At 60.3% G+C, this 23000-nt stretch carries 23 protein-coding genes and 1 tRNA gene; 15 read left to right on the top strand and 9 right to left on the bottom strand.

From position 1 onward, the window contains the following. The first annotated feature begins 4 nt into the window (after window positions 1-4). From R3175_RS03235 to R3175_RS03210, 6 genes are all read left to right on the top strand, one after another. Complete coding sequence (locus R3175_RS03235) at window positions 5-604, top strand: helix-hairpin-helix domain-containing protein (RefSeq protein WP_318942397.1); 600 nt, start codon at window positions 5-7, stop codon at window positions 602-604. Next, window positions 604-2901, top strand: a complete 2298-nt coding sequence (gene selD / locus R3175_RS03230; RefSeq protein WP_318942395.1) for a selenide, water dikinase SelD — start codon at window positions 604-606, stop codon at window positions 2899-2901. Before R3175_RS03235 ends, selD begins: the two co-directional genes overlap by 1 nt. 83 nt (window positions 2902-2984) lie before the next feature. Then, the gene (locus R3175_RS03225) at window positions 2985-3854 is read left to right on the top strand and encodes a putative selenate ABC transporter substrate-binding protein (RefSeq protein ID WP_318942393.1); all 870 of its coding nucleotides are present in this window, start codon (window positions 2985-2987) and stop codon (window positions 3852-3854) included. Continuing rightward, window positions 3854-4504, top strand: a complete 651-nt coding sequence (locus tag R3175_RS03220; RefSeq protein ID WP_318942392.1) for a phosphonate ABC transporter ATP-binding protein — start codon at window positions 3854-3856, stop codon at window positions 4502-4504. The genes R3175_RS03225 and R3175_RS03220 overlap by 1 nt, the downstream gene beginning before the upstream one ends. 17 nt (window positions 4505-4521) lie before the next feature. After that, window positions 4522-5988 carry an ABC transporter permease gene (locus tag R3175_RS03215; RefSeq protein ID WP_318942390.1) on the top strand — a complete coding sequence of 489 codons (1467 nt, stop codon included), beginning with the start codon at window positions 4522-4524 and terminating at the stop codon, window positions 5986-5988. A 175-nt stretch (window positions 5989-6163) separates the two neighbouring features. Then, window positions 6164-6811 (top strand): hypothetical protein, encoded by a 648-nt coding sequence (locus R3175_RS03210; protein WP_318942388.1) that lies wholly within the window; start codon window positions 6164-6166, stop codon window positions 6809-6811. On the opposite strand, the gene R3175_RS03205 is transcribed toward R3175_RS03210, so the two are convergent. Both R3175_RS03205 and R3175_RS03200 read right to left on the bottom strand, forming a co-directional pair. Continuing rightward, window positions 6798-7109 carry a hypothetical protein gene (locus R3175_RS03205; protein ID WP_318942386.1) on the bottom strand — a complete coding sequence of 104 codons (312 nt, stop codon included), beginning with the start codon at window positions 7107-7109 and terminating at the stop codon, window positions 6798-6800. The genes R3175_RS03210 and R3175_RS03205 overlap by 14 nt on opposite strands. Before the next feature lie 71 nt (window positions 7110-7180). Next, entirely contained in the window at window positions 7181-7648 is a 468-nt protein-coding gene (locus R3175_RS03200; RefSeq protein ID WP_318942384.1) for a hypothetical protein, read from the bottom strand. A gap of 173 nt (window positions 7649-7821) precedes the next feature. Here R3175_RS03200 and R3175_RS03195 point away from each other — a divergent pair, with 173 nt between their 5' ends. The 3 genes from R3175_RS03195 to R3175_RS03185 are packed head-to-tail and all read left to right on the top strand — an operon-like array spanning window position 7822 to window position 10014. Next, window positions 7822-8742, top strand: a complete 921-nt coding sequence (locus R3175_RS03195; protein WP_318942482.1) for an ABC transporter ATP-binding protein — start codon at window positions 7822-7824, stop codon at window positions 8740-8742. A gap of 28 nt (window positions 8743-8770) precedes the next feature. Then, on the top strand, window positions 8771-9532 hold the full coding sequence (locus R3175_RS03190; RefSeq protein WP_318942382.1) for an ABC transporter permease: 762 nt from the start codon (window positions 8771-8773) through the stop codon (window positions 9530-9532). After that, entirely contained in the window at window positions 9529-10014 is a 486-nt protein-coding gene (locus R3175_RS03185) for a DUF192 domain-containing protein (RefSeq protein ID WP_318942380.1), read from the top strand. The genes R3175_RS03190 and R3175_RS03185 overlap by 4 nt, the downstream gene beginning before the upstream one ends. Window positions 10015-10019: 5 nt before the next feature. On the opposite strand, the gene R3175_RS03180 is transcribed toward R3175_RS03185, so the two are convergent. The 3 genes from R3175_RS03180 to R3175_RS03170 all read right to left on the bottom strand — a co-directional run bounded on the left by R3175_RS03180 (window position 10020) and on the right by R3175_RS03170 (window position 11906). Continuing rightward, window positions 10020-10754, bottom strand: a complete 735-nt coding sequence (locus R3175_RS03180; protein WP_318942379.1) for a DUF2059 domain-containing protein — start codon at window positions 10752-10754, stop codon at window positions 10020-10022. Window positions 10755-11101: 347 nt separating this feature from the next. Next, window positions 11102-11188, bottom strand: a tRNA-Leu gene (locus R3175_RS03175). 91 nt (window positions 11189-11279) lie between these two features. Continuing rightward, on the bottom strand, window positions 11280-11906 hold the full coding sequence (locus tag R3175_RS03170) for a class I SAM-dependent methyltransferase (RefSeq protein ID WP_318942378.1): 627 nt from the start codon (window positions 11904-11906) through the stop codon (window positions 11280-11282). Between the two features lie 199 nt (window positions 11907-12105). On the opposite strand from R3175_RS03170, the gene R3175_RS03165 reads away from it, so the two are divergent. From R3175_RS03165 to R3175_RS03150, 4 genes are read left to right on the top strand one after another with little or no spacing between them, the layout of a single operon-like run. Next, complete coding sequence (locus R3175_RS03165; RefSeq protein ID WP_318942481.1) at window positions 12106-13548, top strand: cytochrome ubiquinol oxidase subunit I; 1443 nt, start codon at window positions 12106-12108, stop codon at window positions 13546-13548. A 2-nt stretch (window positions 13549-13550) separates the two neighbouring features. Next, window positions 13551-14552: a cytochrome d ubiquinol oxidase subunit II gene (gene cydB / locus R3175_RS03160; protein WP_318942377.1), complete on the top strand. Its 1002-nt coding sequence runs from the start codon at window positions 13551-13553 to the stop codon at window positions 14550-14552. Next, a complete protein-coding gene (gene cydD, locus R3175_RS03155; RefSeq protein ID WP_318942376.1) occupies window positions 14553-16271 on the top strand; it encodes a thiol reductant ABC exporter subunit CydD in 1719 nt (572 codons plus the stop codon). It abuts the gene before it with no gap. Continuing rightward, window positions 16264-17895 (top strand): amino acid ABC transporter ATP-binding/permease protein, encoded by a 1632-nt coding sequence (locus tag R3175_RS03150; protein ID WP_318942374.1) that lies wholly within the window; start codon window positions 16264-16266, stop codon window positions 17893-17895. Before cydD ends, R3175_RS03150 begins: the two co-directional genes overlap by 8 nt. 15 nt (window positions 17896-17910) lie before the next feature. Here the strand turns inward: R3175_RS03150 and R3175_RS03145 are convergent, their stop codons facing one another. Together R3175_RS03145 and R3175_RS03140 are read right to left on the bottom strand one after the other, a co-directional pair. Next, complete coding sequence (locus R3175_RS03145; protein ID WP_318942372.1) at window positions 17911-19140, bottom strand: saccharopine dehydrogenase family protein; 1230 nt, start codon at window positions 19138-19140, stop codon at window positions 17911-17913. 27 nt (window positions 19141-19167) lie between these two features. Further along, a complete protein-coding gene (locus tag R3175_RS03140; RefSeq protein ID WP_318942371.1) occupies window positions 19168-19575 on the bottom strand; it encodes a hypothetical protein in 408 nt (135 codons plus the stop codon). Between the two features lie 233 nt (window positions 19576-19808). On the opposite strand from R3175_RS03140, the gene R3175_RS03135 reads away from it, so the two are divergent. Both R3175_RS03135 and R3175_RS03130 read left to right on the top strand, forming a co-directional pair. Continuing rightward, entirely contained in the window at window positions 19809-20138 is a 330-nt protein-coding gene (locus tag R3175_RS03135; RefSeq protein ID WP_318942369.1) for a hypothetical protein, read from the top strand. 9 nt (window positions 20139-20147) lie between these two features. Beyond that, complete coding sequence (locus R3175_RS03130; RefSeq protein ID WP_318942367.1) at window positions 20148-20618, top strand: hypothetical protein; 471 nt, start codon at window positions 20148-20150, stop codon at window positions 20616-20618. Window positions 20619-20766: 148 nt separating this feature from the next. Here R3175_RS03130 and R3175_RS03125 read toward each other — a convergent pair whose 3' ends face one another. Both R3175_RS03125 and R3175_RS03120 read right to left on the bottom strand, forming a co-directional pair. Next, window positions 20767-21708 carry an electron transfer flavoprotein subunit alpha/FixB family protein gene (locus R3175_RS03125; protein WP_318942365.1) on the bottom strand — a complete coding sequence of 314 codons (942 nt, stop codon included), beginning with the start codon at window positions 21706-21708 and terminating at the stop codon, window positions 20767-20769. Next, entirely contained in the window at window positions 21709-22458 is a 750-nt protein-coding gene (locus tag R3175_RS03120) for an electron transfer flavoprotein subunit beta/FixA family protein (RefSeq protein ID WP_318942364.1), read from the bottom strand. It abuts the gene before it with no gap. Between the last annotated feature and the right edge of the window lie 542 nt (window positions 22459-23000).

The following is a 23000-nucleotide window of genomic DNA, read 5'->3' as shown; positions in this document are numbered from 1 at the left end:
CATCATGGCGAAGAACCAAAAGCCGAGCGTCGAGAAAATCGTCAAGAAAGTGAATAAGGAAATTGAGAAAACAGCCTCTCAGATCGAAAAACTGATCAATGATGCCATCAAGCAGTTTGATTCGTTGCAGAACCAGATTCAGGATCCGGTGAAAAAGTTGCTGCGTGAAATTGACGATCTTCGTGAACGCGAGATCAAACGGTTCAACGACGAGCTGGACCGTCGCCTTGGTGAATTCCAGGAGCTGCAGGACACCGTTATGGAACGTCTGGGCATCGCCAGCAAGAAGGCAGAGCCAGCTGCTGCGAAAAAGTCGGTAAAGAAGTCAGCCACTAAGGCCAGCGGTGGCGCCAAGAAAAAGCCGGCTGCGGCCAAGTCCACCGCCAAGAAGCCCGCTGGCAAGGCTGCGAAAACTGTCAACAAAAACGACCTGACCCTGGTCAAGGGGATTGGTCCGGCCACGGCCAAGAAAATGCAGGACCTGGGCATCAGCACCATCGATCAGATTGCCAATCCGTCTGCGGCGGACAAAGACAAGCTCCAGGCCTTCTCCAAGATGAAGGGCTTTAGCGAGTGGTCTAGCGAAGCCAAGAAACTGCTTTAATGCAAGAGACCGCTCAACCTGTTTTACAGGACATTATCCTGGTAGGTGGCGGTCATAGCCATGTCGGGGTTCTGAAGCAGTTTGCGATGAACCCCGTACCTGGTGTACGCCTCACCCTGATCTGCCGCGACACCCACACCCCCTACTCTGGCATGTTGCCCGGGTACATTGCGGGCCACTACGACTTTGACGACGTCCACATCGACCTGAGCCGACTGGCGGAGTTTGCAGGCGCGCGCTTCTATCGGGATGAAGTCATTGGCCTGGACCGGGATGCCCAGACCGTGCAGTGCCGTCATCGACCGCCGGTCCCGTACGATCTTCTCTCCATCAATATCGGTTCGTCGCCCAACGTTGCCGGCATCCCCGGAGTCGCCGACCATGCGGTGCCGGTCAAGCCCATTCATGCTTTCCGCAACCACTGGCACTCCCTGATCGAGCGGGTCCAACGTCATTCCGGGGCGCTCAATCTGGCGGTGGTGGGTGCCGGTGCTGGCGGCGTCGAGCTAACCCTTGCGATGCAGTATCGCCTCAGACGGGAGCTGGCAGACCGTGGGCAATCCCCGGACCGGCTGCAATTCCATATTCTGGAGCAGGCGTCGCAGATATTGCCCAGCCACAACCCGCGGGTTCAACGAACGTTCCAGCGGATTCTGGCCGAGCGCGGCGTGCGGATGCACCTTAATGCCCAGGTGAGGGAACTGACCGCTCAGGGGCTGGTGCTGGCGAACGGGGAGACGCTGGCGATGGACGAAGTGCTTTGGGCCACCCGGGCCAGTGGGCCTCAGTGGCTGGAGGAAACTGGCCTCGGGCTGGACCCGGAAGGGTTCATTCAGGTTCACGACACCCTGCAGACCGTGTCCGATCCGAAGGTGTTAGCTGCCGGTGACATCGCCCATGTGCTGGACCACCCCCGCGAAAAGGCCGGGGTGTTTGCGGTACGACAGGCGCGGCCGCTGGCCCAGAATCTGAAACGGTTGGCCCTGGGTCAACGCCCCCGCCCTTTCAAACCTCAGAAGCGCTGGTTGGCTCTGATCAGTACCGGCGATCAATACGCGGTCGCCACCCGTGGCGGTTGGTCTGTCCGGGGTCGATGGGTCTGGCACTGGAAGGACCGGATCGACCGCGGCTTCATGGCCAGGTTCAGCGACCTGCCGGCCATGCCAGCGTCCTCCATTCTGCCCGACACCGCCGCCGCCAAATCGGACGCCGAAGCCCAGCAGGCCATATCCGCCGTGGCCATGCGGTGTGGGGGGTGTGGCGCCAAGGTGGGCAGCAGTGTACTGAGCCGGGCACTGGCAAGGCTGGAACCCTTGCACAGAGAGGACATCCTGATTGGCCTGCGTGCGCCCGATGATGCCGCCGTGGTTGCCGTCCCGCCCGGCAAGGCTGCCGTGCACACGGTGGATTTCTTCCGGGCGTTTATCGACGACCCTTACGTCTTTGGCCAGGTGGCGGCCAATCACAGCCTGAGCGACCTGTTCGCGATGGGGGCCGAGCCGCAAAGTGCCACCGCCATCGCCACTGTCCCCTACGGTATCGAGAGCAAGATAGAGGACACCGTCTACCAGATGATGGCCGGGGCGGTTCAGGTGCTGGATGAGGCGGGCTGCGCCCTGGTGGGCGGCCATACCGGCGAAGGGCAGGAACTTGCCCTGGGTTTCGCGGTGAATGGTCTGATCGATCCTGACCGGGTGCTTGGCAAGGCGGGTTTGCGTGCCGGCGATTGCCTGATCCTCACCAAACCCTTGGGCACCGGTACCCTGTTCGCGGCTCATGCCCGGCTCGCGGCCAAGGGGCGCTGGATTGATGCCGCCCTCGCCTCGATGACGGCGTCCAATCAGCAGGCGGCCCAGTGCCTGTCCGAATACGGCGCCCGGGGCTGTACCGATGTCACCGGCTTTGGTCTGCTGGGGCATCTGGTGGAAATGGCCCGGCCGTCAGAAGTGGATGTCACGCTGAACCTGGCCAAACTGCCCCTGCTTGAGGGGGCGGAAGAAACCAGCGCAGCCGGCATTCTCAGCTCCCTGCAACCCGCCAACATTCGACTGCGCAGGGCAATCCGGGACCAGCACCGCTGGTCGAAACACCCGCGCTATCCACTGCTGTTCGATCCGCAAACCTCGGGTGGATTGCTGGCCGGGGTTCCGGAACCGGTTGCGATCGAATGTGTTGCCGAACTGCACGCCTTGGGGTATAAGCAGGCCTCCATTATTGGTCGTGTCCGTCCGGCGTCAGAGCACCTGGAGCCAATCACCCTGTTCGATCAGGATGCAGATGCCGATCGGGACGGGTAAGCTCCTACCCTTGGCATGCCGGGGCGACACCAAGGGCGGTCCGCTTCACCACCGATCGATCACTCACAGACAAGGAATAACTGATGCTTCATTCCCGTTTACGCCAATTGGGCCTGTCGCTGTGCCTGCTGCTGACTTCCGCGTCGGCCGCCATGGCCGATACCTTCGTGTTCACCGCGATTCCTGACGAGGATGAGACCAAGCTGGTCGAGCGTTTCCGTGGCGTTGCCGACTATCTGTCCGAGCAACTGGACGTGGAAGTGCGCTACATCCCCGTCAAGTCCTATGCCGCCGCTGTCTCTGCCTTCCGCAACAATCAGGTCCAGCTGGCCTGGTTCGGCGGCTTGTCCGGGGTGCAGGCCCGTCGCCTGGTTCCCGGTTCCGAGGCCCTGGCCCAGGGTGAGGAAGACCAGGCGTTCCAGACCTACTTCATTGCCCATACCGATACCGGCCTGGAGCCCGGCTCCGAGCTGCCGGAGGCCATTCGTGGACGCACCTTTACCTTCGGCTCCAAGGGCTCCACATCGGGCCGGCTGATGCCCGAGTTTTACCTGCGGCAACAGTTCGGGGAGGCCCCGGAGTCCGTCTTTTCCCGAGTTGGCTTCAGTGGCAACCATACCCGCACCCTGCGCCTGGTGGAAGCCGGCACCTTTGATGTGGGCGCCCTGAACTTCAAGGTCTGGGAAAAAGAACTGGCCGAGAGCAATGTGGACACCAGTCAGGTTCAGGTGATCTGGAAAACCCCCGGTTACCCGGATTACCAGTGGACCATCCGTGGTGATGTGGACCAGCGGTTTGGCGACGGCTTCAAGGAGCGGGTTCGAACCGCCCTGCTGAACCTCGACGACCCCGAGTTGCTGGCCAGCTTCCCCCGTTCTGCGTTTATCCCGGCCAGCAACTCGGATTACCAGCCAATAGAGACCGTGGCCGAGGAAATCGGCATCCTCGACTGATGCCTGTCATTGAGCTGACAAAGATAACCGCCGCTTTCGAAGGCAGGCGGGTGCTGGGCCCGCTGAGCCTGACCATCGCGCCCGGCGAACGGGTGGCGCTGGTGGGGAAAAGCGGGGCCGGTAAGAGCACCTTGCTCAAACTGGCCTACCAGCACGCCCAGGCCGTTTGCACCCTGATTCCCCAGAACCTCGGCCTGGTGGATGCCCTACCGGTGTTCCACAATGTGTTCATGGGGCGCCTGGATCAACACCCTGGCTGGTATAGCGCCATCACCCTGTTCCGGCCCTTTGTTCGGGACAGGGCCGAGGTTTCCGCCCTGCTGGACCGCCTGGGCATTGCCGACAAGCTATGGTCACCGGTGGGGGCCCTCTCTGGCGGCCAGCGTCAACGCACTGCCATTGCCCGGGCGCTCTACCAGGGATCCGGCAGCCTGTTGGCCGACGAGCCGGTGTCGGCCCTTGACGGCCCCCGCGCAAACGACGTCATGCAGCTGCTGCGAGACCGATTTTCCACCAGCTTAATCGCGTTGCACGACATGGAACTGGCATTGCGATATTTCGACCGGGTGGTAGGCATCGCCGAGGGCACCATTGCCCTGGACGCGCCGGCCACTAAGCTCACTGAACACGACTTGCTGCCACTGTACTGAGTGGTGCCCAATAACCCATGCCTCTGCCAGCCACTGTTCGCGTCAGCCTGTTGTTCCTAGCCCTCGCCCTGGTGGCGCTGGTTTTCTCTGACGTCTCCATCACGGCGTCCAACCCCTGGCGGGATCTGGGTCGCTTTTTCCTGGGGGTGCTCACCCCTGATTTCTTTTCCTATGAGGGGTTGGCCACCGCCGTGGTTCGGACTCTTGCCTTCGCCTTTGTCGGCGTGGGGCTGGGCAGCCTGCTTGGCTTCGCCCTGGCGCTGGTGTATCGCTGGCGTGCGGTGCGAGTGTGCAGCGCCTTTGTTCGCGCCATTCACGAGCTGTTCTGGGCCCTGATTTTTCTCCAGTTCTTTGGGTTTCACCCGCTTACCGGGGTGTTGGCGATCGCCATTCCCTACACTGGGATCTTCGCCAAGGTTTATTCCGAAATCCTCGATGAAGTTGACCCACAGCCGTCCCGGCTGTTGCCCCGCGGCACTGGCACCCTGGTGAGTTACCTCTACAGCCGGCTGCCCCAGTGCTGGCAGCAGATTCGTTCCTACACCCTGTACCGGCTGGAATGCGGGCTGCGCTCCAGCGCCATCCTCGGGTTTGTCGGTCTGCCTACCCTGGGGTTTTATCTGGAGGCCTCCTTCTCCCAGGGGCAGTATTCCGAAGCGGGGGCCATGCTGATCATTTTCTACGTAGTGATCGCCACCATCCCCCTGTGGGTCCGCCGGTTCACCCTACCGGTTTACCTGGTTGCCGCGCCCTTCCTGCTCGGCGAAGGTTTGCCCATTGTCTGGGGTAATGTCGCACGCTTTTTTACCCAGGACATTGTCCCCGCCCCCCTTCGTAATGACGAGGGCTGGCCGGCCTTGCTCGACTGGACGACCAATCTTGTGGTGAACCAGGCCCTGCCTGGCCTGTGGAATACCCTGATCCTGACTCAGGTTGCGCTGGTGACCACCGGACTGTTGGCCCTGTTGGCCTTTCCCCTGATCTCCAGGCACTTTGGTGGCCTCATCCGGCGAACCGGCGGGCATGTTTTCCTGGTGGTCCTGCGTTCCACCCCGGAATACGTGCTGGCCTATATACTCCTGCAACTCTGGGGGCCCTCCATGCTTCCCGCCGTCGTCGCCCTGGCGCTGCACAACGGTGGCATCATTGGTCACCTGATCGGCCGTCAGTCCTCGGGCATCCGGTTGCGCCAGGATGCCCCGTCAGGCCTCAATCGCTATGGCTACGAACTGGTGCCGCGGCTGTACCGGTCGTTCCTGGCCCTGTTGTTCTACCGCTGGGAAATCATCATGCGGGAAACCGCCATTCTCGGGATTCTTGGTATCTACACCCTGGGCTTCTACGTCGACAGCGCCATCCAGCGGATCCAGTTCGACCGGGCACTGGTGCTGATTGTGTTCACGGCAATGCTCAACATCGGCATCGACAAACTGTCCCGGGTGATTCGGCGAAAACTCGCTCTGCAGACCCTGCCGACCTGCTAGTGCCCGGCTCCCTAGCACAAGCTCATCCCCACCCCGCGTGCCTGTAATGCCAAGCCGGTCACAGTTTCGTCGGGGCACCTCTGACGAATTGCCAGCCCCGGGAACTCCGTCATAGGCCCGCCACTTACATATTGTTACATTCACGGTTCCGTAACTGATGAGGGACTGAACGGGCATGTTGGAAGGAGCAATCATCCTGCTGGAAATCAGCCTGGCCGCGTTGTTGGTGCTGCTGGCTTATCGACTGACCGCACTGGCCAGAAGCGAATGGCGCGACCCTGCCCCGCTTCCGTCCCCGACGTCGGCGCCGCCGCCCCCATTGTCCGCCAGTGGAGATGCATCAGCACACCCGCCGCAACCTACGCCTTCGCAGCAGATGCCCGGACAGGGCTTCGGTGTCCAGCTCTCCGACCACCGGCCATTGACCGCCACGCCCGACCGTACCGAACTGATCACCCAACTGCATATTCTGCTGGCGCTGCAGGAGAAGGTTTGTCGGGACGCAGGACTGTTGCTGGAAACGTTGCCGGACTCGGTGAAATGGTATGTGGTGGCCTGGGCGTACGGGGCGGCGTCGGGCTTAAGCGGCGTCTGGACCCGCCACAGCGATCAGGTCATTGCCATGACCGCGCGCCTGGTGGCAAAGAAGATTGGCTGCAAACAGTCCGCCGCCGTGCAGGCCATTGCCACCCTGACCGACAGCAGTTCCATGCTGGCCTGTTACCGTAACGGACTGGACAGTGCGGAACACTGGCTGCAGCACCATCATGTCCCCGGGGAAACGGCGCTGAACCACGCCATCACCAGCGTTACGCTGATCTAGTGTCCGGGGTCGACTCCAGTTCCCAGTCCCGTCCGAGTGAAACGGGGGTGCTGCGCAGATCGGCGCCCAGGGGTACGCCGTGGACCACCGGGGTCGAGAACCGCCCATCCTCCCGTTGTTCCATGGTGTCCACGTCCACCGTCGTCACACGGTACACACTATCGGCACACCGCACGCGGGACCGGTGGCTAAGACCGAAGACAAACCGGCAGTAATCGAGCTTGAGTTGAAGCAGGTCCTGCTCGGCCTTCTGGATCTTTCGGAGCAGAATGTTCTCCAGGTCGTCAGCGTAATACATAGTGTCGTCCGTGATCAAAGAAAGATGCGGTTCCAGTGGGTGCCTCCAGTGTACACCCACTGGCTGGAAGTTCACCTGCCCGGAGCGGTAAATGTGAGCCGGTACGGTACCTGGGCCAGTGGCTCATTGCCGGACATCAGCTCAATACGCCAGACCATCTCCTCCTGGACCGTGCACAGGGGGGCCGTAAAGGTGGCGGTCCAGTGACCGGGCTGACCGGCGGTTTTCATCACGACCGGGTACTCCCCCAGGTACATGGATTCGCCCCGCAACACGCCGTGCAGCCGCGGCAGTCGTGCATCGGTGCTCAGGTCCAGTCGAAACTCGTGTAGGCCATTGGCAAAGCCGGTTTCAGTGAGGCTAACCTGCCAGTACTCACGGTCATACTGCCAACGGCAACCGTCATCCTGTAAATCACAGGCAGCCTGCCCATCCGGGTTCCCGGCAGACTGATCCATTAACCAACGCGGCCCCAGCACCGCCAGGGCCAAGAGGCCAACCACCAATACCACCACACAGATTGCCCGGATTATCACCACGCTGAACTCCCGTTACCATCTTGACGCATTATCGCGACCAGGTCCCGGGAAGCAACCGTTCCCGGGAGATGCGTCCGCATTCTAGGCAACATCACGTATACTGGCCGCTTTCTTGATGACCGCTAAACATGAGAAAATCCAACGTTTTGATGGAAGCCATGCAGGATAATCCCGTGACACCGGACATTTCAGTCAGGCACCTGAACAAAGTGTATGCCGGGGGCTTCCGGGCCCTCAAAGATGTGAACCTCGACATCTATCCCGGCGAGATCTTTGCCCTGTTGGGCCCCAATGGCGCTGGCAAGACCACCCTGATCAGCATCATCTGTGGCATCGTCAACCTGACCAGCGGCACGGTCGAGGCCGCCGGCCACAACATCGTCAGCGATTACCGGGCCGCCCGCCGGGCGATCGGGCTGGTGCCCCAGGAACTGAACACCGACGCCTTTGAGACCGTCTGGGATACGGTGGCTTTCAGCCGGGGCCTGTTCGGCAAGAGCCCCAATCCGGCCCACATCGAGAAGGTGCTCAAGGATCTGTCTCTCTGGGACAAGCGTGACAGCCGCATCATGTCCCTGTCCGGGGGGATGAAACGGCGGGTGATGATCGCCAAGGCCCTGTCCCACGAACCCAGCATCCTGTTCCTGGATGAGCCCACCGCCGGCGTGGACGTCGAGTTGCGTCGCGATATGTGGGACATGGTGCGGGGGCTGCGCAACAACGGCGTCACGATCATCCTCACCACCCACTACATCGAAGAAGCGGAGGAGATGGCCGACCGTATCGGCGTGATCCGACAGGGCGAAATCATCCTGGTGGAGGAGAAACACCAATTGATGGAGAAACTGGGCAAGAAGGAACTGCGCCTGCTGCTGCAACAACCGCTGCAGCGGATTCCCGGTGAACTCGCCCTGGAGCCGATCGAGCTGTCCGAGGACGGCTTCGAGTTGATCTACACGTTCGATTCCCAGCAGGAACAGGCCGGGGTTGCCCGGCTACTCCGCCAACTGGGCGATCTCGGCATCGAGTACCGGGATCTGCAAACCCGGGAAAGTTCGCTGGAAGAAATCTTTGTGGGCCTGGTCCACGAATAGTCAGCACGCGATCAGGTTGGAGGACACCATGAATCTACACGGAATTCGTGCAATCTACCGCTTCGAAATGGCCCGCATGTGGCGCACCCTCATGCAGAGCGTGGCCTCCCCGGTCATCTCCACATCCCTATACTTTGTGGTGTTCGGTTCGGCCATTGGTACCCGGATGGGGGAAATCGACGGCATCAGCTATGGTGCGTTCATCATTCCCGGTCTGGTGATGCTCTCGCTGCTGATGCAGAGCATCTCCAACGCCTCCTTCGGCATTTACATGCCCAAGTTCTCCGGCACCATCTATGAGGTCCTGTCCGCGCCGGTGTCTTACGTGGAGGTGGTCCTCGGCTATGTCGGCGCCGCCGCCACCAAGTCGGTAATCCTGGGCATCATCATCCTGCTCACCGCTCGGCTGTTCGTGGATTACCACATTTTGCACCCGGTCTGGATGTTTTCGTTCCTGGTGCTGACGTCCATTACCTTCAGCCTGTTCGGCTTTATCATCGGCATCTGGGCGGACGGCTTCGAGAAACTCCAGATTGTACCTCTGATGATCGTTACGCCCCTGGTGTTCCTCGGCGGTACCTTCTACTCCATCGATATGCTGCCAGAGATCTGGCAGACCATCACTTTGTTTAACCCGGTGGTGTACCTGATCAGCGGCTTTCGCTGGGCCTTCTATGGCGTCTCCGACATTCACGTGGGAATCAGCGTGGGCATGACCATGGTCTTCCTCGTCGGCTGCATGACCGCCATCTGGTGGATTTTCAAGACCGGCTACCGGCTGCGGTCGTGAACAGACGCCATCACTTGCTGCGGACCCTGGGCGCTTTGCTGTTCGCCTGGTCAATGGGAGCCTGCAGTGAACCCGAGGTGCCGACGCAAGCCGGGCTTGAGGAGATTGCACTGACCCTGGTCACCCGACAGGGGCCGGTTTCCCTGCAGGTGGAAGTGGCCGAGACCGTGGATCAGCGCCGCATGGGATTGATGGGGCGTGACCACTTGCCGGCCAACCGGGGCATGCTGTTCCTGTACCCCAGTCAACGCGCCGCGGATACCGGTTTCTGGATGCGCAATACCCGGATCCCCCTGGACATTGCCTACCTCGACCAAGACGGCAGGGTCCGCAACATCAGAGCCATGGAACCCTGCCCCGACGGGGCGGCTTGTCCCACCTACCCCGCGGGCGTGCCCTATCGGGCGGCCCTGGAGGTCAAGCAGGGCTGGTTTGCCGACCACGGAGTGACGGTTGGCGACCGCGCGGAATGGGAACGGTAGTCCGATCAGCTCTGTTGCAGACTGCCGCCCATCAGTCTCGCCATATCCCGGGCCAGATCGGCGATGCCGTCTTCCAGGGCACGGCCCATGCTTTCGATGACCGTGTTGTTGAAACGGCGGGTCTCCGGCTCGCGAAGGAATTCGGAGTACTCATCCAGTTGTTCCATCTCAAGGTTCCGGTAGGAATACAGGAACGACAGCACAATCCCCTGCTCCACGGCCGGTCGGGTGGACTCGATCTCGCTGGCAATCTGGTCCTCATACGCAGACAGGTCGATGTTGGCCTCCGGCTGTGTACCCAGCATGATCGCCGAAAACACCGCAAGGCCGGCGTTCTTCTGCAGCTCCATGACCATGTCCGTGGCACCAATCAGCTTGTCCAGCTGCTCGGCAAACTTAACCCGGCGGGTATCGCCATACAACGATTTGGCCTGACGCATCATGTCACCGTAGGCGGCCGGGTCCGACGCCTGACGCTCCGCCTCGGTAATTTCACGCCCCAGATCCGATTCATACCACCGCAGCAATTTCTGGACATCCGCCGTGCTCAACTTGCTGGCCAGTGACGTCCGGATTTCCGCATGGATGTCCTCCGCCACAATGGCGCGGTCCGCACTGCGCATCATCGCCTGAAACGTCGCATCGGGAATCGGCGAGCCCTGTTGTTGGGCCTGCATCAACCCGGCTTTCAGTGAATCGGGAATCTGTGCGACCTGCTCTGTCAGTCCTGACAGGGACATCAAGGCCTCTAGCTGCCGGTCCTGCTCACTGGCATGCCCCAAGGAGGCGGTTACAAACAGAACAAGAATGAATAATGGCCTGAAGCGGCGGATTGTCATGGCGGTTCCCTATTATCGTTCGTTTATCCAATACACTTGATGTGTCCAGATGCGTCGCGGGGCGGGCACTCTTAAAAGGTAAGTGACAACCGGCGCCCACGCAATGGAGAGGGAGACAAAGTTGGGACGGTCATCAACAAAAACAGAATGTTAAGAGTGAAACTTCACGAAAAAATCATATTGCCATGGTGACCGCAGGGTGTGTCACGTAATTGGTTATGCGGGAAACTAATGTCACGCTGGAAATATGGTGCCCGGGGCCGGAATCGAACCGGCACGGCCCGAAGGCCGAGAGATTTTAAGTCTCTTGTGTCTACCAATTTCACCACCCGGGCATAATCGGAGGGATCGGAGAGGGGCAGAATTGTATAAGGCCTTGGCCTGTAACGCAATTGACCGTGGCAAACTGCGCGAGCTGTGACGGAATCAAGCGGTGGCTTTGACCGCCCTGCCCTTGTAGATGTAGCCGGCGATCTTCGGGGTCTTGGGAACGTAAAGATTCTCCAGTTCCTCAATCCGGAACCCGGCCTGCTCGATCAGCGTTGAGATCGGGCGGTTGAGGTGGCAACCGCCAGCGATTTTTTTCCAGGCCGGGGTGATGCGATCCTGCCACTTGTGGACCGAGTCATCCGGTGATTGGCCATGTTCGAGGAACAGTAGCTTTCCGCCGGGCTTCAGCACTCGCAACATCTGCTTCAGGGCTGCCTGCCAGTCCGGGATGGTGCACAGGGTGAACGTCAGCAGCACGGTGTCCACCGAGTCGTCATCAAGGGGGATCTTTTCGCCAGGCAGGTCCAGCCATTCCACGTTCACCGGAGATTTTTCCAGATTTGCCTGCGCTTTCCTGCGCATGCCCTCAGAGGGTTCCAGGCCGTAAACCAGCTCGACCCTATCGGCATTGTAGAACGCCAGGTTGATGCCAGACCCCATGCCCACTTCCAGCACGGTGCCTTCACACTGGGGGACCACCTGACTGCGCAATTTCATGATTTGGCCAAGGGAACAGGTCTTGTCGATTAGCATTGGGAGGATTTTTTCGTCGTAAAACTTCATGTCATATCCCATAATGTGTTGGCGTCGCAGCTAACTGATTGCGAAATCGGTGATTTTTTGAGCACTCCCTGAGGCGCATGACCTGCATCATTGCAGCAAAACAATCCGCTATAAGAACATGCTTGATGCTTTAAAGGCGACAACCTGAATTTTCGGGTTGCCGGTAACACAGTATCAAATCTCTCAAGCGGAGGTTCCTGTGGATCTTGACCCCCTTTTGCTATCGCGATTTCAGTTCGCGTTTGTCGTGTCCTTCCATGCCATTTTTCCGGTATTTACCATTGGCCTGGCATCCTATATCGCAGTCCTTGAAGGTCTGGCGTATAAAACCCACAACCCTGTCTGGATGAAGTTATCGAATTTCTGGACCAAGGTGTTTGCCGTGGTTTTCGGCATGGGTGTCGTGTCTGGAATCGTTATGTCGTTCCAGTTTGGCACCAACTGGAGCAATTTTGCACAGGCGTCCGCCAACTTCCTCGGCCCTATCCTCAGTTACGAAGTGATTACAGCCTTCTTCCTCGAGGCGGCGTTTCTAGGGGTTCTGTTGTTTGGTCGCGATAAAGTGCCGCCCGGAGTTCACCTGGCATCCGCCATCATGGTGGCAACCGGCACCTTCATCTCCTCATTCTGGATACTGGCCGCCAACAGCTGGATGCAGACGCCAGCGGGTGTTGAGTTCAGGGACGGCATGTTCCATGTGATGTCATGGAGCGACGCCATCTTCAATCCTTCATTCCCCTACCGCTTTATGCACATGGCACTGGCCTCCTTCCTGACCGGCAGCTTCGTGGTGGCCGGCGTTAGCGCCTGGTACCTGCTCCGCGGCCGGGAAATTGAGGCCAACAGGAAAGCACTGTCCATGTGCTTGTGGCTGCTGCTGTTCATCGCTCCGGCGCAGGCCTACGTTGGAGATGTTCACGGCCTGAACACTCTGGAGCACCAACCGATGAAGGTGGCAGCGATGGAGGGGCATTGGGAAACCTCCGGGGATGTTCCGCTGTTGCTGTTTGCCATCCCGGACCAGGAAAACCAGGCCAATCACTTTGAAATCGGTATACCGAATGTCGCCAGCCTGATCCTGACCCACGACTGGCACGGCGAGGTGAAAGGCCTCAATGAGATACCGCCGGAGGAGCAGCCTCCTGTCGCGATTGTGTTCTGGAGCTTCCGCGTGATGGTCGGGCTTGGCATGTTGATGATCCTGTTCGCCGTGACCGGACTGGTTCTTCGCGCTGGCGATCGTTTCTGGAACACACGCTGGTTTCTTCAGGGACTTAGGGTAATGAGTATCGCCCCCTTCCTGGCGGTATTGAGCGGCTGGTTTGTCACCGAAACCGGGCGGGCCCCCTGGCTTGTCTACGGCGTCCTTTCCCAGGCCGAAGCGATCACCCCGTCGCTGACTGGCGGCATGGCACTGTTTACCCTGATCGGCTACATCATTGTCTACGCCCTGGTGTTCACCGCGGGCGTCTACTATCTGATGCGCGTTCTCTACGTTGGCCTTGAAGATCCCCATCATGAAGACATCGACGAGAGTGATCGCCCTGCCCGTCCGTTGTCGGCAGCCCACGTTCCCTTCGAAATCGAACATGACTCGGCCACAGTTGGTGGCACTCATCCGACCAGCCAGGGAGGTCACTGACCATGCAACCGTTCGACCTTGCCCTGATCTGGGCTGTCATTATCGGCTTTGGCGTCATCATGTACGTGTTGATGGACGGCTTCGACCTCGGTGTCGGAATCCTGTTTCCATTCGCTCCGGACGAAGCCTCCCGCGACACCATGATGAACTCCGTCGCACCGGTCTGGGATGGTAACGAAACCTGGCTGGTGCTCGGCGGCGCAGGGCTACTGGCCGCGTTTCCGCTGGTCTACAGCATCATCCTACCGGCGCTGTACATCGGCGTGTTTCTGCTGCTGGCCGGCCTGATCTTCCGTGGGGTCGCATTTGAATTCCGGTTCAAGGCGCGCACCTCCCGCTACCTCTGGAACTGGTCGTTTGCCGGGGGCTCCACGGTAGCGGCGTTTGCCCAGGGTACGGTTGTGGGCAGCTATATACAGGGATTTGACACAGCCAATGGGGTATACGTCGGCGGGCCACTGGATTGGCTCACGCCATTCACCATCCTGACCGGCTTTGGGCTTGTGGCAGGATACGCGCTGCTGGGCGCCACCTGGTTAATCCTGAAGACCGAGGGAAACCTTCAGGCCTGGGCATATCGGCTGGCAACGCCCTTGCTGGCAACCGTGCTGGTGATTTTCGGGATCATCAGTGCCTGGACGCCATTCGTGGACGATCAGGTGCGCGAGCGATGGTTCTCCAACCTCAGTTTGATCTGGATCCTGCCGGTACTCACACTGTTTTTCGCTTACCGGATCTGGCGTGCGGTGAAGGTGCGCTCCGAGGCCATGCCGTTTGTGGCGACCATGGGGCTGTTCATTACCACCTACCTGGGGCTGCTGGTCAGTCGTTGGCCGTATGTGGTGCCCCCGGAGTACACCCTGTGGGATGCCGCCTCCGCCTATAACTCCCAGTTATTCCTGCTGTTGGGGCTGCTGTTCGTCATTCCCATCGTGCTCGTTTACACCGCCTGGACCTACTGGGTGTTCCGGGGAAAGGTCCGCGCCGACGCCGGATACCATTAAATGGAAAGCACCCTGGCCGGTACCCGGACCCGGGCCAAGGCTACCGCCCCTGAGCCGTCTCAGGCTCGGGGGTGGCTGACCGCCCTGGCGCGGGACCATCGTCGAGAGATCGCCCTGACCGTCGCCGCCGGCAGTGCGGTCGGTGTGTTTACAGTGTTACTGATGGCGATGCTGGCCTGGATCATTCATCAGGCCATCATCACCCAGGTGACAACCGAGGCGCTTCTCCCCTGGTTTGCCGCCACCGCGTTGGTGATGGCACTCAGGGCGCTGGCGCAGGGGCTGCAAGCGCGCACGACCGCCCTCGCCAGCCACCGTATTCGGGCCCGGGTTCGTCAACAACTCACCGAAAGCTGGCGTCGGGCCGGGCCGGTGTCACTCAAGGCCCACTCCGCCGCCACACTGGCCAGCGAATGGCTCGACCAGGTGGAGGCCCTGCACGGCTATTTCGCACGCTTTCTGCCCCAGATGATGCTCTGTGGTCTGGTGCCCATCCTCATTCTGTTGGTTGTGCTGTCCCAGGACTGGCTGGCAGCGGTGTTCCTGTTGCTGTCGGCACCTCTGATTCCCCTGTTCATGGCCCTGGTTGGCATGGGAGCAGAGAGGGTTAACCAGCAGCACTTTGAGGTGCTGGGGCGGTTGTCTGGCCAGTTCCTGGACAAGGTTCGCGCCCTCAGCACCCTGCAGTTGTTCGGCGCTACCGAGCAGGCTGCAGCCAGCCTGCAATCGCGCTCCGATACCTTCCGCAGCGTGACCATGAAGACCCTCAAGGTGGCCTTCCTGTCCTCCGCCGTCCTGGAGTTCTTTGCCTCGGTGGCCATTGCCGTGGTGGCGATGTACATCGGTTTTGGTCTGCTGGGGTACATCGCCTTTGGGCCTGCGGAAGAACTGACCTTGTTCAGTGGCCTATTCGTTTTGTTGCTGGCGCCGGAGTTCTTTCAACCGTTGCGGCAGTTGGCCCAGAACTACCATGACCGGGCAGCCGCGCTCGGGGCGGCGACCCTGCTGCTCGGCCGATTGGACAACCCAGCCCCTGGGGTGGAGGCACCGGCGATCTCGGCCAATTCCCGGACTGCCTCAAACGACATTCGACTGAACCGGGTTACGGTGTGTTATGACCCTCAGAAGCCGGTCCTGGATCGGGTGAATCTGACCATTAAGCAGGGCCAATGTCTGGTGTTACAAGGGCCCTCCGGTGGCGGAAAGTCCACCTTGCTGAACGTCTTGGCGGGGTTTGTTCCGCCCAATGAGGGCACGGTGACTGTGTTCGGCCAAGTGCCAGGGCACCAGCCCTTCGGATGGTTGGGTCAGTCCCCGTATCTGCTACAGGGAAGCTGGGCGGACAACCTGCGGCTGGTGCGCCCCAACGCAACCGAGCAAGACATCCACCAGGCGCTGGCGCTTGCCGGACTAACGTCCCAGGTCTCGGCAAGGAAGTCCGGCATCCACAGCCATGTCAGTGAGTTGGGACAGGGGCTGTCCGGCGGGCAGGCCAGGCGCCTCTCCCTGGCCCGAGTGTTCCTGGCGGATTATGGACTGGTGTTGCTGGATGAACCCACCGCCGGGTTGGACCCGGCCAGCCAGCAGGACATTCGAGCGGCCCTGGCAAGACTGAAAGCCGCTGGCAAGACCCTGGTGCTGGCCTCCCACCACGATTCCCTGTTGGCGCTGGCCGACCAGGTGGTGCGGGTAGACAACGGGAAGATCGTTGATGGCTGAGCTGAAACCCTGGCTGCAACTGATTCTGAAGCAGCGACGTCGCCTGTTCGTTGGGGCGTTGTTGCTGTTGTTGACCCTGTTATCCGGTTTAGGTCTGTTGGCACTGTCCGGATGGTTCATCACCGCCACTGCCGTGACCGGTCTGCTCTGGGCGTCCGGTGTCTTCGCATCACTCAATATCTACGTTCCCGGCGGGGGGATTCGTCTGTTCGCAGTGGCCCGGACGGTCAGCCGTTACCTGGAGCGTGTTTACAACCACGACACGGTCCTTCGGCTGTTGTCTGCTGTCCGGATACGGATGTTCCGGGAACTTGCCGCCATATCGCAGACCCAGCGGACACGCCTGCAAGGCTCCGACTGGATGATCCGGTTGACCGGCGACCTGGATGCAATGGACGCCCTGTACCTTCGGCTGATCGCCCCTTCGGGCCTGGCACTGTCGATCTCAGCCCTGCTGGTCCTGGTGGCCTATGTCTGGCTATCGCCAACGCTAGCGCTGTCAGTTGCCGGGGCTCTGGCGCTGGCCTTCCTGGTGGCCACGGTACTTTTGCATTGGCGAAACCGGCAGCAGGCTGCTGAGCGAACGGTACAACTGGGCTGGCACCGGAATCGAGCGATCCAATACCTTGAAGGTCAGGCCGAAGTGACCGCCGCGGGGTTGTCCGGCCAACTTGCCGAAACGCTGTGCACTGGCGCCGAGACGCTTTCACACACCCAATGGCAGGTGGACCAGCGCATTGGCTGGCACCAGGCGTTAGCTACCTTTCTGGTCCACCTCGGGGCACTGCTGGCGTTGTGGTTCGGGCTGCAACTCCATGCCGGCGACACCCTATCCGGGCCGGTGGCAGTCGCCCTACCGCTGGCGATCCTGGGCTTGGTGGAAGTCTACACGCTGTTACCCGACGCCTTCGGGCAATTAGGCGCCACGGTGGCTTCGGCAGGGCGATTGAACCGGGATTGCGCGTTCCAAACTGACAGACCACCAGCTGGCCAAGGCCGACCCGCGGCCGGTCAGTGGGAAAAAGTTTCGATATCCAATCTGGTCATCCGCACCGGAACCGGTCCCGCTATCCTGGATGGCTTTAGTCTCGAGGTTCCGCTCGGACAATGGCTGGGGATCGTGGGCCAGTCCGGCGGCGGGAAATCATCGCTGGCCGATGCCGTGGCCGGTGTTGGCGAGGTCTCAGGCGGTCACATCCGGGGCCCCAGTGGCGCTTCAGAGATCGCGTATCTGACTCAGCGAACCGTGCTGCTCCATGATTCGGTACGCAATAACCTGGTCCCTGACGGTCGCCCGATGGCAGACGACCGGCTCTGGCGGGTGTTGGCCATGGTGGGTCTGGCCGATCGCATCGCCCGGATGCCGGCTCAGCTGGACGCCTGGCTTGGCCCCTACGGCACGACGTTGTCCGGCGGCGAGGGGCGTCGCCTGGCCCTGGCGCGGGTATTGTTAAGTGAGGCTTCGCTGATTGTGCTGGATGAGCCATTCACCGGTCTGGATAAAGCCACCCAGGCGAGCATTTGCCAGCAGCTCCCTGGCTGGCTGGAGAGCCGGACCGTGATCGCGCTCGCCCACTCACCGAGCGCCCTGCCCCCGATGGACCGAATAATCCACCTGGGCTAGTATGGGCTCATCCGTTCAGCCGGCGTCCAACACCTCAAAGGTGAGACCGGCCTTGCTCGTGAGGCGCTCCAGCAGCTTTTCGCCGAAGATGGACGCAGGCGTCCAGAACCCGCCGGGCACTTCCTCCTTGCTGATGTCAAAAGCCAGACAACTGGCCGCCTCGCCCAGCATCTTGCTGGTGGAGCCATAGCCGGGGTCCCGGTCGCCCACCACCTTGGTGCGAAGGGTCTGGCCATCATCGGTCCGGCCAACGAAGCGCAGGTCGTAGAATCCCTTCTGCTGGTCCTCGGGGCTGGGCCCCTCACCCGGCTTGGGCACCACGAACTTTTCCAGCACCCAGCGGGTCGGCTTCACCGCTGACGACGCCAGGAAACCGCCGATGGCAGCGGTCACCGCATAGGCGGTGGCCCTGCCGGCCAGGCCCTTGCCGGTGATCATCGCTTCGTCATAGAGGAAGTCCTGGCCATAGGCCCCGGTCAGGGCATTGGTGCGCTGGACGATGCGGGTATTGACGGCCGCCATCACAAACGGCGCCAGCCAGGCGCGGAAATCGGCATCGTACTCGGCGGATTTCACGTTTGGCTGGCGCGCGTGATTGGTGTAACTGGAGGGGCACAGGGAAAAGGGGTTTGCCAGCTCCTTGCGAAGGTCCGGGTTCGCGATCGCCTCCTTGGCCACGTTCATCAACGACGCCACGGTTCCTCCAGAGAAACCGCCCTTGGCGGCCTTCACCCGCATCTTGACGGAGCGGCACGGAGTCCCCAGCAACCTGACCGCTTCTTCCTGAAGGAACCACACGCCCAGGTCGGACGGTATGGAATCAAAGCCGCAGCAGTGAACGATGCGGGCCCCGGATGCCTTGGCCTGATCCTCATAACGACCAATCATCTGCCGGATCCACTGAACCTCGCCCGTCAGATCACAATAGTCGGTACCGTAGGCGACGCAGGCCTGGATCAGCGGCTCACCGTAGAGGGCGTAAGGGCCAACTGTTGAGACCACCACCCGTGTCTGCCGGCACATGTTTTCCAGGGCTACGGGGTCGCCGGCATCGGCGAGTATGGCAGGCAGCTCCGGTGCGCCGATCGCCGCCTTGACCTGCTCGAGCTTGCCTTCAGACCTGCCGGCGATGGCCCAGTTGAGGGATTGTCCGCAGCCATAGGTCTCGTGCAGGTACCGGCACAGGATCTGGCCCACAAAACTGGTGGCGCCGAACACCACCACATCATATTGCTGATCTGTCATCCTGATTCCTTAGTCTGTCTGTTGTTGTTAAAACGGTTTGCGCGCGCCCATGAAGGCCTGGAACGTTGCCACACCCAGTCCCCAGAAGCCATTGAGGATCAGGCCGCCGACCCAGGTCATCTGGGTCACCGCCAGCCCCTTGAGCGGGAAAACCACCAGCATGGCAACGGCGGTGGGCCCCAGGGCGCCCACAATGACGGAGAGTGTCCAGTACGGGGCGGTGGCCAGCCGCCCCAGCAGGGCCCAGAGTACCATTCCCCAAAGACCGCCAAAGAACGAAAGGGAGACGACGGCGGGAATGCCAAACGGGGGGACTGGTTCGAAGTTGAAAGGCTCCGTGTTAACCGCTCCGGCCAGATAGAACAGTGAGAACAGCCCCTGGTGAAATATGAGGGTGGCCAGGAACCCACTGATGAAGGCCTTTAACCATATCATTCGCTTTCCTTAGTTCCTTTTGGTTCCGTCAGAAGTGTGGCCGGATTCGGGAGATGTCGCAAATTTCTTCAATCCAACGTGAATTCTCTCATATGGGTGCCCAGTAATGTCGCATCGGCCAATCGAATATGGTGCACGGTACTGCACACTGAATCGATGAACGATGATCCAGCGTTTGCACATGCGGATCTGTCGAACAGTCCAACGACGCGATGTACAGAGGGAAAGACAGCGTGAGCTATCTGTTGATAACAATCATTGTGATTCTCGCCGCCGGCATTGGTTTTCTATACTGGAAAGTGCTCCAGCAGCAAGCGGCAATCGACCGGACCATGGAGTCGATCAAGGAACAGTACCGCAACACCGACCCGGAAATGTTCCTGACCGTGAAAGTACTGGACCCGATCGAGGTTGCCAAGCGGGAATCCCGCTCAGCCCGGGTGGTTGCAGACCGCCTGCCGGTGATGGTAACCAAGATGGTGTACCAGCGCGTACAAGAGGAGCTTGAACAGGAAATGGCGGACCGGGATATCCGGGTTAAACTCAAGATCGAATACCGTTGAGGTTAAGCCATGACGACCGTTGAAATCGTTTCACTGATCGCCGCCCTGGCCGCCCTCGCCCTGTTGGTGGCTACCGGATTCCGGGTTCATCAGAACGCCCTGAAATACCGGACGCTGGCCAGCGCCCAGGCTCGTCAGGCTAACCGGATCCAGAAAAAGCGGCTGGATCTGATTGAACTGAAAAACCGCAAGAAGCTGATGGAAGAAACCGTCCATGACGGCACCACGGCTGTGGAGGCGGTTCACCGCACCCTCACCGGGCTGACCTTTGACCTGGTGGATCGGTACTCGTCAAACGAGGAGTTCAAGGCCCGGGCCCGCAAGGCTCGCAGTGCTCACGACGAAACCACCAAAACCTTCTACAAGGCCCTGCGCACCACCAACCGGGCGCTTCACGTCTTCACGGACATGGTCATTACCGACGATCACGCCTCTTCCAGGAAGGTCGACGGCCACGACAAGGACTCCGGGAAGCGCTGACAGGAGGCGCCAGCTGGGCGAGGTGCCAGTTCTGGCTCTGACGCCCCAAAGCCGATGAAGGCAGGGCAGCTCACAGGCCGTGAGGCCCACACAAACAAAAAGGGCGCCGGATAATGGCGCCCTTTTTTGGTCTGAAGCGTGGGGGTCGTTAGACCACCTTCTTCAGCTCTTCTTCCAACTGCGGGACTGCTTCGAACAGATCCGCCACCAGACCGTAGTCGGCAACCTGGAAGATCGGGGCTTCTTCGTCCTTGTTGATCGCAACGATCACCTTGGAGTCGGACATACCCGCCAGGTGCTGGATGGCGCCGGAGATGCCCACCGCGATGTACAGCTGCGGTGCAACGATCTTACCGGTCTGACCAACCTGCATGTCGTTGGGTACGAAGCCGGCGTCGACGGCGGCACGGGAGGCGCCCACGGCCGCACCCAGGATGTCAGCGACTTTTTCCAGCATCTGGAAGTTCTCGCCGTTCTGCATACCACGGCCACCGGAAATCACGATGGCAGCGCTACCCAGGTCCGGACGGTCGGAGACGGCCTTCTCTTCGCCAACGAAGGAGGACAGGCCGGCATCCTTGGCGATGTCCAGAGCCTCAACGGCAGCGGAACCACCTTCGGCAGGTGCGGCATCGAATGCGGTCGGACGTACGGTCACAACCTTGATGCTGTCGCTGCTTTTGACCGTGGCGATGGCGTTACCCGCGTAGATCGGGCGAACGAAGGTGTCTTCGGACTCAACGCGGATGATGTCAGAAACCTGAGCCACATCCAGCAGCGCGGCAACGCGCGGCATGAAGTCCTTGCCAGTGGTACCGGCAGCGGCCAGCACGTGGCTGTAGCCCTTGCCTACCTCGGCAACCAGTTCAGACAGGTTCTCAGCCAGGAAGTGACCATAGGCAGCGTTGTCGGCAACCAGAACCTTGTTGACGCCCTCGATTTTGGCGGCGGCTTCAGCCACAGCGCCACAACCTTCACCGGCAACCAGTACGTCTACGTCGCCACCGATGGCCTTGGCCGCGGTCACAACGTTCTGAGTAGCCTGCTTCAGGCTGCTGTTGTCGTGTTCAGCAATTACAAGGATGCTCATTTAGATCACCTTCGCTTCGTTCTTCAGTTTATCAACCAGCTCCGCAACGTCAGCCACCTTGATGCCCGCCTGGCGTGCAGCCGGTGCTTCAACTTTCAGGGTGGACAGGCGCGGTGCAATCTCAACACCCAGATCAGCCGGGCTGGTAGACTCGAGCGGCTTCTTCTTGGCCTTCATGATGTTCGGCAGAGAAGCGTAACGCGGCTCGTTCAGGCGAAGGTCGGTGGTCACAACCGCAGGCAGGTTCAGGGAAACCGTCATCAGACCGCCGTCAACCTCACGGGTCACGTTGACTTTCTCGCCCTCAACCACAACTTCGGAGGCGAAGGTGCCCTGGCCCATGCCAGTCAGTGCTGCCAGCATCTGACCGGTCTGGTTGTTGTCGGAATCGATGGACTGCTTGCCAAGGATAACCAGCTTGGGCTCTTCCTTTTCAACAACAGCCTTGAGCAGCTTGGCCGCTTCGAGAGACTGAACCTCTTCCTCTGTTTCGATGTGGATACCACGGTCAGCACCCAGCGCCAGCGCAGTGCGGATCTGCTCCTGGGCGGCCTTGGGACCGATGGATACCACGACGATTTCGGTGGCGACGCCCTTTTCTTTCAGACGAACCGCTTCTTCTACCGCGATTTCACAGAAAGGGTTCATCGCCATTTTGACGTTGGCGAGATCAACGCCGGTGTTGTCCGGCTTGACGCGCACCTTTACGTTGTAGTCGATTACTCGTTTTACAGCGACCAGAACCTTCATAGATTCCTCGTTCTTCTACGATGGGTTTAATGACTCGCAATCAGGAATACTCACGGCGTACCTACTTTCGTAGTGATTGAGCGGAGTATTCGTGATTCCTGTCGTATCGGTCATCCGGAGGACAGACCGACCGTTTAAACAGCTTATTAGCGCAGGACCAGGGAGCCTCTGAATAACCCCTGACACGCCCTCACATTGGCCTGGCCCAGGAGTCGTTCAGAGGCTCCCTAACTGTCAGGGCGCCATAATACTGAAGGCAAAGCACGGGCGGGTCAATAGTCCCGGGCGACCGATGGCCGCCGTTGGGATGGTCAATAAGGAGTGGTTTGACGACCCCGTGCAAACGAGACGATACTAGAAAACGACTCAGCTTACACCTGTTCGCCCAGCCCTCCTCCCCTCGACCGGCAAGGACGTCGTTGTCGAACCCGGCCTCCACGGTTGGCAGTCATCACTGCGCAACGAGGACTGCTGCCATAAGCAGTGTGCGGGCTAACAATGCCAAATGGGGGAGCGAAATTCAAACAAACGTTTGTTTGATT

Source organism: Marinobacter sp. (genome assembly GCF_033722735.1).
Classification (GTDB): Bacteria; Pseudomonadota; Gammaproteobacteria; order Pseudomonadales; family Oleiphilaceae; genus Marinobacter.
The sequence above is the reverse complement of the archived record's forward strand: the minus strand, read 5'-3'. Positions and strand labels throughout refer to the sequence as shown.